Here is a 12,614-nt window from a genome sequence, read left to right as displayed (position 1 = left end):
TAACATTTTGGGGTCTTATATTTTTCACTCCTTTCAAGTCAGTTATATCATACCTCATCTTTTCGATAAATGCTATACATTACTTTCATACCCTGTCAAGTTTGCCCGTCCCGCTGCATCTCAACCAGCCCCGCTGCGGGCAGAAATTCAGACGCCAGAGTGGCAGCCATTTTGCTCGGCGATGGGTCAGTTTGCGATCGATATGCCGGGAAATCCCAAAATTAATTCCGAAACTTTTTCAAATCAAATTATTGCTCATACATACCGATCGAGCTTAAAAAACAAAGAAACTTATTTGCTTCAATACTTTGACGTAGATTTTCGGCTGAGGAACAATAATATCAATAATATCAGAATTACTTTAAATAATGCCGTTGATTTTTTCGTCGTGGCCGCGAATGCTAAAGTCTTGCAAGTGCGGGATATTTCCCTCGGAGGCTATCCGGGAAAAGAATTTGAGTTTCAGCCGCTTTCCCCCACGGAACCTGTAGGTGTAGGTCAAGTTTTTTTGGTGGAAACGCGCGTTTACGGCCTGGTTGCCACTACCCCAGAACCAGAAAATGCTCAAAAATTTCTCGACTCTTTTCGTTTGTTTTGTTGAAGCAGGAAGTTTTACAATGAGTAGTGTACGCGATTTAACGGATTGCAGGGATGGATATTGAGTGAACCGGGAAGATGGAAAAATTAGTTGGGAGTAGCGCTCACATTTATTAATCAAACTTACCCTTTTAAACTTGGTGTATAGGAAAATCTTAGCTTTAGTAACTAAAAATTTCGGAATCGACCGGGTTTATGAGGAATAGTGCGTCCCCGACTAATTAAGTTGAATTAGCTCTAAGACCTTATTTGGTTTTTTGTACTCTATCTAACGACATAGATAAATTTTACACCCCTGGAGCGATGTAGATACTTGCTCAAGTGTATATATTTGATATAAGGATTTTTAAATCCTATAAAAAACCAACGCAGAAAGCACAAACAAAGACACAAACTAAGATTCTGTCTTGCTAAATCTGGCTCCTAAATCTGGCTCAAAGAAGTCAGGCTCATCGAAAGCTTACCCGGAGGGTATTAACATATTATGAACAAACTAACACCCATTCTACTCAGCGGCATCCTATTATTTGGAGCTGCTGCTTGCAGCGACGGGGCTAAAACTAGCGCTGATGCTCCTAATTCTACCACAGAAAATACCACCAGCCCGCCCCCAGCCGAGACTGTTAAAAAAACTCAGGGTGACGCAACTAGCGAGATTCGCAGAGCACAAGCAAATAATGATATCAGGGCCAGAGAACAGCGCAACAATGTGACGGGTGGCGATGCAACACGAGCCAAGGGCGACCTCGAAAGTGAAGTGCGCTCCAAGTTAGAAGTAAACATCACTAAAGGTGCGCTAACTGTTGAGGCAAAAGACGGGGTTGTCACGGTAGGTGGCACAGTTCCCAATCAAACGGATTTAGCTAAAATTGAGCCACTAGCTAAAGAGATTAAGGGTGTCAAACAGGTGAATGTTACGGCTGTTGTCGCCCCCGCTGCACCCGCATCGCCTAGCAAGTAATAAATTAGAAGGCAGAAGTCCGACGGAAACAAGGAAGAAGGATTTAGTGATCTAGGAGAGAAGTCTGAGGGAAGAGGGTAAAGTTGGGCATTGTATGATTGCTTTGGGAGTGGATCGCAACGCTTAGGTGACTCTCTAGGGAGAGCGCGGTTTTAAGTTAAAGAGTGTAAATGGAATTTACAATTCACGCACTCAAAACTCGCGCAATACTTGCAACTTCCCCTTCCCAATTTCCGATTTTTATGCCCAGATAATTAGTGGGAAACCAACCTGAAGATAGAGCTGGAAGTTATTCCCAGCGACCGATGAAAATTGTTGGGAAAAAAGCACTAAATGTGATTGATGGCAGAGCATAAATTCTGTGGTTGTGTAAAAGTAGTATATTTTCCAGGAGAAAAAAAATGGCTTTAGGTCAACACAAGCGAGCTGTAGGATCATTTTCTAATTACCGAGATACGGAACTAGCACTGATGGAGCTGCAAAGTACCGGGTTTCCGATGAATAAAGTTTCGGTAGTTGGGGAAAAGCTCGATAGCAACGAAATTGCGGGCGCTAGCGCTGGTAAGAGTACCGACGACAAAGTGGGTGGTGGCGCAAAAGCAGGTGCGACAGCGGGAGTCGTGACGGGTGGTTTGATTGGGTTGCTCGGAAGTCTTGGGGCACTGGCGATTCCGGGAGTGGGCCCGGTGATGGCGGGCGGTGCGATCGCAACTCTGCTGGCAGATACTGTAGTCGGAGGCGCGATTGGGGCTGCAGCGGGCGGTTTGGTCGGCGGTTTGGTCGGTTTGGGAGTTCCCGAAGCAAAAGCTAAAGTTTATAGCGATCGCGTCTCGCGGGGAGAATATTTAGTATTCGTAGAAGGAACAGATGCTGAACTTGCCACAGCCGAAGGAATTATGAGCGTGCGGGGCATTCACGATTGGGGCATTTACGATGTGCCGGCAGACACAGGTCGCAGAGCTTCTGGCCGGCAGAAGCGCGCTGTGGGAGTATTTTCAACCCGCCGCGAGACGGAACACGCGCTGGGAGAACTTAGAACTGCGGGTTTTGACATGGATCGGGTTTCGGTAATCGCTAAGGATGCTGACTCGAAAGGGGACATCGCAGGCATTGACGTGCACGACAGCGCCGATAACAAATCCGATGAAGGGGCCACAAAGGGGGCACTTACAGGTGGCACTTTGGGCGGTTTGACAGGCTTGTTGGTAGGTCTCGGCCTAGTGGCAATTCCGGGAATCGGGCCGATTATGCTGGCAGGAGCCTCAGCTACGGCGATCGCCACTACACTCGCCGGTACAGCTTTGGGTGCGGCAGCAGGCGGCTTGATCGGAGCTTTAGTTGGTATGGGAATTCCCGAAGAGGAAGCTAGAGCATACAACGATCGTGTGGCAAGGGGAGATTACTTGGTACTGGTTGACGGCAGCGAAGCAGAAGTCGCTAAAGCGGAAAGCATTCTGAGCCGCGGAGGTATTCAGCATTGGAAGACCTACGACTATCCCAGCGTCGATAGTGCTCGGGCTGATTACGGCGCTCCGGGTACTCCGGGCGTTGATACTACGGCTGGTATTTACGATCCCAATCAGGGCGTTACCCACCGCCCTCTGATTTAATACTTCAGACTTTGTTTGGTTATGGTTTCTACTTCCTGCGGGGTAGTCGCACTCGCGCACTCGGATTGTGGAAAGTGATCCAACCAACAGCGGCGAGCTAGCGGTTTTACGCTTCGTCGGTAAAATTATCTCAAAAGTCGGCTTTTCCTCTGAAAGCCGGCTTTTGTTTTGTTCTGGAAACTTAAAAAAGCCACCTGTCAAAAGTTTAATTTTGATTAGGGGCCCAGTCCGTGAGCTGGGCTTTGCGCGGGAGGATCGATCGGCTCCCTTAATTTTTACACCCTAAATCCGCAGCGGTTTTTGAGTCTGTAACACTCACTACTACTCGATTTTAAACCCCGCAGTATTATCAAATTTGATGACATAAATTACCACAGATATTGCCTGGTTAGTCAAAGAGCGACTATCTTTAATTATGGGTAGCTAATTTCAGCAACTTATACAGGTGAAGTAGCCAGTCCCACGCGCTCAGAAAAGCCTGCGGTGGTCGGCAAATATTAGAATAATAATATTGTCGTCGCTTTCCGGCAAGACTTAGGCTGGTCATTAGTTGGCTGTAGCAGCCCAATTGCCGTTGGCAAGACGTGCTACAGGAATACAGTTTTTCTGGGAATGTCTCAGCGAAACATTTGAGAAGCCCAGGAACAGCTTTTATGTCCGGGAGCGCGTCTGGTGTCGGGTGTTCTGTTAATTAGAACCGCAAGCGCTCATGGATCGAGTAAACATTAACAGCAAGCACAGCAGCGCGGGAGCACAATGGCTCGCGGCTCATTTTTTCGCAAAAACTCAGGCTCAGCGCAGCGTATTGTTTGCTTTGCCTGCGACTCGCTCAGCACTCCGAGGGAAACAGCCTTCCTGTTGGATTTCACTGGCGCGTAGCACAGTGGGGGGAGGTGACACTAGCTGATCTGACCGGACTCTGCTTTCATGGGCTATCGAAGATAGAAGGCACTTATGTAGAAGGCATTTGGGGTTGAAGCTCCGATATCTTGTTTCTTGATTGCACTAATAAATTCGATCGCCTGTACTAGCAATTTTTCTGGTCAGAATGCGGCGCGGATGCCGCCAGCAATACCCCAAATATTTGATCGACCTTGACAAGATCGATCTACAACTTCTCGGTATTTTGGTAAATGGTTAGCAGTTAATAGTTAGTGATTAGCAGTTAGTATAAATACAACTAACAATTAACAACTAACATCAACCGCCAACTAATTACTAGCCAAATAAGACTTACATGGCTTACACGCGGCGAGAAACTAGGTTTCTTCATGACGACCGCGCTGAAAATACCCAGATTATTTATTTACGACAAACCGGGTTTTTCGTGAGTTATAACTAGGTGAGCAGGGTGATGCTAGAAATCAACCAGTTTTGACAATTGTTAATGTGGCAGTATAGGTTGAAAAAACTTACTGTCAAACACGATAGTACAAATTTTCAGACAACAGAGAACATCGAGAAATTAAGGAAACTCACTCAACTTTTTTTATGAATTTCACTGAACTTTTAAGTGCCGATGAACTTTTAATTAGACATAGAAACGGGGAACGAGATTTTCGAAGGGCTAACCTCATTGCAGCTCATTTGAGTGAAGCTAATCTCAGCCGAACAAATTTGAGCAGCGCTAATTTGAAAGGTGCTAACTTAATTAGAAGCAAACTGATTGGAGCTAATTTAAACGCCGCCGACTTGAGCGGGGCTAATTTGTGTAAGGCGAAATTAATTGAAGCTAACCTGGGGAGTTCTAGTTTAACTGGAACTGTGGCGATCGCCGCAGATTTTAGCGGGGCAAATCTCAGCGGAGCAATATTGTCTCAGGCTGACTTGAGCAAAGCTGTGATGACGGGAGCGAGTTTAGTAGGAGCTTGTTTGCTAAGCGGCTCAAAACTAACGGAGGCTAACTTGAGCGGGGCGACGCTGAGCCGAGCAATTATGAGTGGGGTTGATTTAAGTAGAGCAAATCTGACGAGAGCGATTCTCAGCGAGGTAGATTTGACCGGGGCGAACCTGAGCGGAGCAAATTTAACTCGGGCTTATCTCAATCGCGGAAATCTCAGCGGCGTCAATTTGGTTGGGGCTTGTTTGAGCGAAGCAAGTCTGCGGGAGGCTTCTATTTGCGCTGCTAATTTGAGCGGTGCTGACTTGAGCGGTGCTGACTTGCAATCCGCCAATCTAAATGGCTCTAATTTGAGCGGTGCCGACTTGCAGGGAGCTAATTTGAGTAAAGCTAATTTAAATGGTTTGATTCTGCACAATGCTGATTTGAGGGCTGCGAATTTGAACAAAGCTTCTTTGCGGGGAGCTAACTTGAGCGGTGCGAATTTGGCAGGTGCTAGTTTGCTGGAAGCGGATTTGCGGGGGGCGAATTTGAGTCACGCCAATTTGTCGGGAGCGGGTTTGCTGCTAAGTTCTCTGACAGGGGCGAATTTGACAGGAACTAATTTGTCGGAGGCTAATTTGATTGGGGCGAGCTTGAATGTTGATAATTTGAATGAAGCCGCTTTGGGCGGGGCGATTTTGCCGAATGGAGCTACTCACAGCCGGGATTGATGAGTTGATTAAGTAACCACACAAAATTAATTACATAAAGACTCCTTGCTAGGCATGGGTTTCAGTAGAAATATTGTGTAATTAATTCGGAACTACTACTTAACCATAATTAAGTAGCTCAACTTCAAAAAATCGAACACCGAGAAACCCGGTTGCTGTAGGGGCGGTATCAAGAGTGCCGGCCCTTCCTGGTTTATAGCCTCTCCATCACCCGGAGCAAATTAAGGCGGTTGGGCTTTAACCGCATTCTACCGAAAGCCGATTTGGGCAGGAAATATCGAACTCAAATCGAACTCAACCCGAACTCTATCGGGGCCAAAGCGCCCAAAAAAACCCGGTATCCTCGCCTTCACCGCTATTTGGGAAATATTTTGGGAATTTACTTGAAAATTTCTCGACACCGTGGTATCGTTAAAAGGTTTGAGACTTAACATCAATAGAGGTAAAACCCCGCAGAATGAAACAATTGGGAACCCATCTGGTCGCTGATGCTTGGCAGTCTCCTGGAGACCTGCTCAACGATCCTGAACGTATCCGCCGCGCTATTCTCGATGCGATCGAAGCCGGAGGAGCTACTCTCATCGATTTGTGCGTACACCAGTTTAGTCCTCACGGAGTGACAGCTACTGCTACTTTGGCAGAGTCTCATATAGCAATCCATACTTGGCCTGAACACGGTTATTTTGCTGCAGACTTATTTTTCTGCGGAGCCGGCGACCCTCACCGAGCCATGAAGGTGCTACAGACAGCTTTGGAAGCTAAACAGGTAAAACTCACGGAGTTCACGCGCGGTTTCGAGCCAGGGGTGGGAATCGTAGGTTCTGCTTGTGAAGAGCAGTATGCCCCTCGTTCAGTAGAAACGAGTGCCGCCAGAGGATGATGGCCAATTAGCGTAACTTTGAACATTTTATGCTAGGTTTTGTTTAAAATCCCACGGCTGGAGTCGTGGGATTCTTGTTGGAATTTACTTTTTCATTAATAAAGGGCGGACAACTAAATAACCTGCGCCGAAAGCTGCAATGACAATCAGAAAAATCGCGATCGCCAACCACAATCCGCTTAAGTCTGAGGTTTTTTTGAGTTGAGATCGGACACGGTAAGGAGTTTCCGGCACCTCTGTAAATAATTTTTCGGGAACTGGCTGCGGCATCGAGGCTGGTGTGGGCACCGGTTCCGGTAGTGGGAAGGGGAAAGCCACTGTCTGAGGTGGTTGAGGTATGGCAGAGTTAGTCTGGGAGGTTGCAGGTGGTGGGGGCGGAGGTTGAACGCTGAAATTGAATTGGACTGACGGCATTTGAGGCATCCCTGTCTGGGTGACGCTTTGAGCCGAGTTGACTACTTGCTGTAACTGTTGGGATACTTGAACTACTGTTTCTACTTCTCGCCGCAGTTGTTGATTTTGTTGGACTAATTGCTGATTGTGGGTTTTGAGGGAGTCGAGCATCGCTTGGGCTGCTTGCAGCTCTGCCGTGACTTCTCGATAGAGGGAAATTGGTACTGATGGAGAGTAACTATTTGAGTTTTCAGGGGAAGTATTGTCAGATAAGGTAGTATTTTGCATAATTGTAGATGGCGAGGGTGAACTTGTTTTAGTTTAGCCTGAGAGTATTTGCAATTAGATCGATCGCAACACAATTCGTCAAGATATTTGTTACAGATATTGAACGTAAATTTAATTTAATGTTACAAGTTTTGAGTCAATCGCTATGAACAACTACGCACCGGAACAAACTATGTCGCAAAAGTCAAGCACCGAGGAAATGAAATACGGCGAACGCCAGATTTTGGAAGGGGAGTTAATTACTTTCCCGAATCCGCGAGTCGGGCGGCGCTACTCGATTAACATTACTTTGCCGGAGTTTACTTGCAAGTGCCCCTTTTCTGGCTATCCAGATTTTGCGACAATTCACGTTACTTATGTGCCCGACGAGCGGGTGGTAGAGTTAAAGGCGCTGAAACTGTACGTTAACAGTTATCGCGATCGCTACATTTCTCACGAAGAATCGATCAATCAAATTTTAGACGATTTTGTGGCGGCTTGCGCGCCGCTGGAAGCGACGATTAAGGGCGATTTTTCGCCACGGGGGAATGTCCACACCGTGATTGAGGTGTCGCACCAGAAGTAGGGTGGGTATTAAGCTGTTGTGGCATTGAGATTTAATTGTGGGGTGGCGTCGAAGCGCACCCCACAATAGTTTTAAGAAATAGGATTGTTAATAAAATTAGTAACTAATGGTAGGGTGCGTCAGGGCAGCCCTCTCAAGCGAGTCAAAAAGTCGTTCAAACGCTTAAAATCTCCTAGTTTGTAGGCTGTACACTGGGCATCGGTTGAGTTTGTCGCCCACGGGAGAGTAGCGATTGACCGGCGTTTCAGCATTTTGATTTTTAAACCAAAACTCCGTATAGCAATTTTCATTACTTGAAATTTGAAAAATCAGAACGTGAAATAGCGGTTTTATGGTTTTTCTCAGCTTCACATTAACCACCTCGACATATCTGGCAACGTGCACGCTACAAACTCAACTAATCTTTTTGATATTTATCGTTGGTGTAAGGTGCGCTTAGCGCACCCTACGGTTAGCTTTGACTTGCAACAGAAGTCGGGGCGATTCCCTACGGGATAGCTTCGCTTAACGCACTTTTTTCCTCTGCAGTTTTCGATTCGGCTAACTTGTCCAAAATCTCTACAACTTCTCTTTCAAAAGTCACCTGAGCGCGATTTGTGCGCCCGCCGACGTAGAGTTTGCAGTCCTTTTCCAAAGCCCAAATCTGCGAGTGAGACAGATAGCTCATCAGCACGCTGAGCATTAGCAACCCGAAGCCAGTATAAACGATCGGAATGCCAGGATCAGCTTTAATTTGCAATCCCGTACTGCCTACAACTTCGTCAATTGTCAGCATGACTCCATTAACTTCTACCGCCGTGCCTGCGCGAACTGTAGTTAACAATTTGCCATCTGTACCGTAAACTAACATCGTTCCTTGCAAGTCTTTTGCTAGCAGAGAAACTCCCGCACTCAAATCGGGTTTTGTTGGAATCCAAGCACCCCAAATTCGGCCTTTACCTTGAGTGTCTAACTGAGCCATTGGTAATTGTAAAACTGGGCTTTTGTTGAGGCGAACTCGCACGGCGGCTATTGCCCAATCTGCTTGATAAAAAGTGACTCCCCGGTATCTGAGGGGCTCGTTAACGTGAATGGTTTTGCGATCGACCTCTTGGCCTGTTTTGTCCAAAACTGACAGGTCAGAGTAAAATTGGTCGATCGCACCGCTCGGACTATAATCGATCCAGAACCGATTAACTCGCATCGACCAATCCTTCGGTATTTGCGGCCCCGCCCAAGGCCCTGCATCCAGGATATTCTGCACCTGAAATGTTTCGCCGCTGGGAACAATTTCTTGACCGAGAAATCCCGTCATTGCGCCCCATATCGACCCAGCTAAAATAATTAGCATACTGGCGTGAACAATAATCGGGCCGATTTTGCCAATTATTCCCTTGCGGGCATAAACTTTTTCGCCTTCTCGAAATATCCGGTAGTTTTTTTGCTGCAAAAGTGGTTCTAAGGAACTTAAAGCAACTGTTTCTAATTCCGCACTGAGAGCTAATTTTTGAAACTGCTTTGGTTCTTCATAAAATTTCCAGCGGCGGGCGGCTTTTAATGCGGGAAATTGTCGGGTAAATGTACAAGCTGTTAAGCTGCTGCCGAACAAAATTAGGATTGACAAAAACCACCAAGTGCGGTATACGTGGTCAAGTCCTGCAATTAGCACAACTTTCCAAGTTAGGAAGCCGAACAAAGCAGGGTGTTCTGGATAGTTAGATTGGTAAAAGGGTACTGATTGGCCTTGTTCGATGACAGTGCCGGAAATGCTGAAAAATGCGATCGTCAGCAGCAAGATAATTGCCAGCCGCAAATCTGCTAGCACCGGCAAGATTTCTCGCTTAAAAAACCTTTGAGGAGCAGTCGCCCAGTTTGAGAGTTTAGATAGAAATACTTCTTTTGATGTCATTGGTAATTATGAAGGAAGTTCGGCAACGGACTGTGTAACGGATATAACGGATGGAAGGAAGTTCGGCAACGGATGGAAGAAGGAAGAAAGAGGAGGGAAAAACAAAAAATGAATAAAATATTATTATTTTTATCGAGCAAGTCTCAATCAATTTTGAATTCTTTCTCTTTTCTTTCTTTCTTTCTTCGTGTTCTTCGCGTCTTCGCGGTTCGTTTCGCGTCTTCGCGGTTCGTTAAAAAAACTTAATTCACGCATTCAGTAGAGATTGCTATATCTTTAAACAAAGACTGAAGTCCTTACTACTAAACTTAAGCGGGAAGAATGCGGGAAAGCAGAGAGAAAACGCCAAATCCTACTAGCAAAACGCCGCTAACAGGAGTAATCCAACTCGACCATCGACGTAATTCTAACAACTTTTTAATGCTAGCAGTAAAAGTACCTGCTATAATCAGCGGAGCGACGTAGCCAGCAGCATAAAACAGCAGCAACACACCACCTAAAACTGTATCTCCTGTTTTGGAAACCCAAGCTAAGAGTGTAGCTAAAACCGGCGTGCTGCAGGGAGACGCTACCAAACCAAAAGTTAAGCCCAATAAGTACGATCGCACGCCCGCAGGCAAATCTTTCGGCACCCACCCCACAGCGTCGAAAGACGGCATTTGTAAGGGCAAAGCTTCGAGTAAATTTAGCCCCATTAGAATAGCAATAATGCTGACAAGAATCGGCAAACCCAGGCCAATTTTGCCGTAAACTTGTCCGGCAAATGATGCTACAATACCTAAACCCGCAAGGGTAGTGGCTACTCCCAGGGAAAACCACGCAGACTGGGCTGCGGCTTGCAGGCGACTTTTTGCTTCGTATCCACCGATGTAGCCGATCGTGATCGGCAACATTGAAAGCATACAGGGCGTTAAGCTCGTTAGCAACCCTGCCAGAAAGATGACTCCGACGCTGACTAAACTGAGGTTTGTCAGTTGAGTATTTACTAAATTATCAGCAAATTGTGCGAGTTCGTAAAGTTGAGTTTGCAGGGTTTCCATCAGTCGATTTTAGATTTTAGATTTTAGATTTTAGATTGACTCCACAGTCGCTCGATTTTAGATTTTAGATTTTAGATTTTAGATTGACTCCACAGTGGATTTTATATTTTAGAGAGCCTCTATAGATGAATCTGGGAGTTTAAACTAAATATCTAATATTTTTGCTCTTCACGACTCCTATCGGGGGCTTGTATCCCTAGGCAGGTGACTTCAGGTTCCGGGCTGTTCTGGCTTTGTTGAAAATTGTAACAGATGCGCGCAGGTTCGGTTTGAGATTTAAGATTTTAGCGATATTTACTGGTTGGGAGTTAAAAGGTCGATCGCACCCTGGTTTAAATTAATATCTTGACAGTATCCTAAACAAGCGGTTGGCAACGGGCGCAGCTTGGGAGTTAAAAGGTCGATCGCACCCTGGTTTAAATTGATATCTTGACAGCATCCTCAACAAGCTGTTGGCAACGGGCGCAGCTACACCCGATAATTGATTGACTGCTAAATCGGCCCGAAAGCCTGTTGTTGAAATTATCCAAGCAGACTTTAATTTTACTCTACTTTAAATTAAAGCCACTTTCTTCATTAATAGACCCGTCCGGCATTATTGCCCCTGCCAGCACCGCACCTCTGAGATTTGCTCCCGTTAAAATAGCGCCTTCTAAATTAGCATTGCTCAAATTTGTGACTTGTTTGGAACCTCGGAAAAAGAAGCTGTGCAAGTCAGCACCTGTTAAATTAGTGTCGGCCAAATTAGCATATTGCAAGTCAGCACCATGCAGCGTCGAATCTGTTAAATTAGCTTGGGTAAGATTGCTGCCCCAAAGTCGAGAATCTAAGACATTAGCATCCTGTAAATTGGCGCGGCTCAGATTTGCCAAAGTCAGATTAGCATCCCACAACTTCGTGCCGTTGAAATTAGCTTCGGTCAAATTGGCTCGACTGAGATCCGTGCCTAAAATATCAGCATTTGCTAAATTAGCGCCGGTGAGATCTGCGTCCGAAAGATCCGCATTTTTTAAGTTAGCACCGGACAAATTAGCGCCGCTCAAATTAGCGCCGCTCAAATTAGCTTCTTGGAGATTAGCGCCTCGCAAATCGACAGCGCTCAAATCGCATTGCTTCCACAGAAAGCTGACGCACCAATTATCTTTTAATAGGTGACTCAAATCCTCCGAATTTGCGGCCATCACAGGAGGAGTTAAGTAGAGAGTGAACAGGACGATCGCCAACAACGCAGCGAAGAAAGTTTTCAACTTCATAACTATTTTCATTGACACTAATTTGCGCCATTAATTATTGATGTCTAATCAAAGCATAGCAAATAATCTGCAACTTCCCTCAGCAAGATTACTCAAAAATATTAGTGTAGTGAAAGGTTAATCAGGGTTGGCGCAGGCCCAAACTTAACTCAGCCAGTCTTAGACGCGCTTTGAGCTAGAAACCCGGTTGCTTCACAGATGCCTCGCTGCCAAACAAATATTTTTCCTAAAAACCTGGTATAAGATAACCGCAAGTTTGCTCGGAATTTGCCAGTGCAATATCGCTACAAAGTAATACTTGCAGCAGGCAGTTGCGATCGCTCCCCCAGGGGCATATTTACAAACAATCATGGTATAAACTGTTCAATATGGGAATCAAGAAACCACTCCTCTAGCCGACAAGCCTTATATTTAAAGGGTTGTAGACGCAATTTGTGTTAATTGCGATCGGCATCACTAACTAAGCTCAACTTTCATCACACAACTCAAGCCCCAGCATCACCAAATCTCATCAAACTTATCACGTTCCTGACACTACGGATATCACTGTCAATAGCTCAACTTTGGAGGAAAATAAGAGCATACA

Annotated in this window: 10 protein-coding genes; 6 read left to right on the top strand and 4 right to left on the bottom strand. The window is 45.8% G+C overall.

Annotated features, from left to right (window positions below; genetic code table 11):
* Positions 1-4: 4 nt before the first annotated feature.
* The 5 genes from QUA40_RS12150 (at position 5) to speD (ending at position 6,601) form a co-directional block, all read left to right on the top strand.
* Positions 5-601, top strand: coding sequence for a hypothetical protein (locus tag QUA40_RS12150; protein ID WP_333125725.1), 597 nt, complete (start codon positions 5-7; stop codon positions 599-601).
* A 480-nt stretch (positions 602-1,081) separates the two neighbouring features.
* A complete protein-coding gene (locus QUA40_RS12145; protein ID WP_333125712.1) occupies positions 1,082-1,558 on the top strand; it encodes a BON domain-containing protein in 477 nt (158 codons plus the stop codon).
* Positions 1,559-1,959: 401 nt separating this feature from the next.
* Positions 1,960-3,168 (top strand): general stress protein, encoded by a 1,209-nt coding sequence (locus QUA40_RS12140; RefSeq protein ID WP_333125710.1) that lies wholly within the window; start codon positions 1,960-1,962, stop codon positions 3,166-3,168.
* A gap of 1,491 nt (positions 3,169-4,659) precedes the next feature.
* Positions 4,660-5,721 carry a pentapeptide repeat-containing protein gene (locus QUA40_RS12135; RefSeq protein WP_333125707.1) on the top strand — a complete coding sequence of 354 codons (1,062 nt, stop codon included), beginning with the start codon at positions 4,660-4,662 and terminating at the stop codon, positions 5,719-5,721.
* A gap of 457 nt (positions 5,722-6,178) precedes the next feature.
* The gene (speD, locus tag QUA40_RS12130; protein ID WP_006633984.1) at positions 6,179-6,601 is read left to right on the top strand and encodes an adenosylmethionine decarboxylase; all 423 of its coding nucleotides are present in this window, start codon (positions 6,179-6,181) and stop codon (positions 6,599-6,601) included.
* Positions 6,602-6,685: 84 nt separating this feature from the next.
* On the opposite strand, the gene QUA40_RS12125 is transcribed toward speD, so the two are convergent.
* Positions 6,686-7,282, bottom strand: coding sequence for a hypothetical protein (locus QUA40_RS12125; RefSeq protein WP_333125705.1), 597 nt, complete (start codon positions 7,280-7,282; stop codon positions 6,686-6,688).
* Positions 7,283-7,427: 145 nt separating this feature from the next.
* Here QUA40_RS12125 and queF point away from each other — a divergent pair, with 145 nt between their 5' ends.
* Positions 7,428-7,847 (top strand): preQ(1) synthase, encoded by a 420-nt coding sequence (gene queF / locus QUA40_RS12120; protein WP_006633986.1) that lies wholly within the window; start codon positions 7,428-7,430, stop codon positions 7,845-7,847.
* Positions 7,848-8,334: 487 nt separating this feature from the next.
* Here the strand turns inward: queF and QUA40_RS12115 are convergent, their stop codons facing one another.
* The 3 genes from QUA40_RS12115 to QUA40_RS12105 all read right to left on the bottom strand — a co-directional run bounded on the left by QUA40_RS12115 (position 8,335) and on the right by QUA40_RS12105 (position 12,028).
* Entirely contained in the window at positions 8,335-9,735 is a 1,401-nt protein-coding gene (locus QUA40_RS12115; RefSeq protein ID WP_333125701.1) for a cytochrome c biogenesis protein, read from the bottom strand.
* 308 nt (positions 9,736-10,043) lie between these two features.
* Positions 10,044-10,775: a cytochrome c biogenesis protein CcdA gene (locus QUA40_RS12110; RefSeq protein ID WP_445301148.1), complete on the bottom strand. Its 732-nt coding sequence runs from the start codon at positions 10,773-10,775 to the stop codon at positions 10,044-10,046.
* A 548-nt stretch (positions 10,776-11,323) separates the two neighbouring features.
* On the bottom strand, positions 11,324-12,028 hold the full coding sequence (locus QUA40_RS12105) for a pentapeptide repeat-containing protein (protein WP_333125698.1): 705 nt from the start codon (positions 12,026-12,028) through the stop codon (positions 11,324-11,326).
* Between the last annotated feature and the right edge of the window lie 586 nt (positions 12,029-12,614).

This window comes from Microcoleus sp. Pol11C3, assembly GCF_036701485.1.
Taxonomy (GTDB): Bacteria; Cyanobacteriota; Cyanobacteriia; order Cyanobacteriales; family Microcoleaceae; genus Microcoleus.
This window is presented reverse-complemented; position numbering and strand designations above follow the sequence as displayed.

Excerpts from the sequence above, each read along its gene's own strand:
- QUA40_RS12145 (WP_333125712.1), top strand. The coding sequence starts at position 1,082 with ATGAACAAACTAACACCCATTCTACTCAGCGGCATCCTATTATTTGGA.
- QUA40_RS12140 (WP_333125710.1), top strand. The coding sequence starts at position 1,960 with ATGGCTTTAGGTCAACACAAGCGAGCTGTAGGATCATTTTCTAATTAC.
- QUA40_RS12135 (WP_333125707.1), top strand. The coding sequence starts at position 4,660 with ATGAATTTCACTGAACTTTTAAGTGCCGATGAACTTTTAATTAGACAT.
- speD (WP_006633984.1), top strand. The coding sequence starts at position 6,179 with ATGAAACAATTGGGAACCCATCTGGTCGCTGATGCTTGGCAGTCTCCT.
- QUA40_RS12125 (WP_333125705.1), bottom strand. The coding sequence starts at position 7,282 with ATGCAAAATACTACCTTATCTGACAATACTTCCCCTGAAAACTCAAAT.
- queF (WP_006633986.1), top strand. The coding sequence starts at position 7,428 with ATGAACAACTACGCACCGGAACAAACTATGTCGCAAAAGTCAAGCACC.
- QUA40_RS12115 (WP_333125701.1), bottom strand. The coding sequence starts at position 9,735 with ATGACATCAAAAGAAGTATTTCTATCTAAACTCTCAAACTGGGCGACT.
- QUA40_RS12110 (WP_445301148.1), bottom strand. The coding sequence starts at position 10,775 with ATGGAAACCCTGCAAACTCAACTTTACGAACTCGCACAATTTGCTGAT.
- QUA40_RS12105 (WP_333125698.1), bottom strand. The coding sequence starts at position 12,028 with ATGAAGTTGAAAACTTTCTTCGCTGCGTTGTTGGCGATCGTCCTGTTC.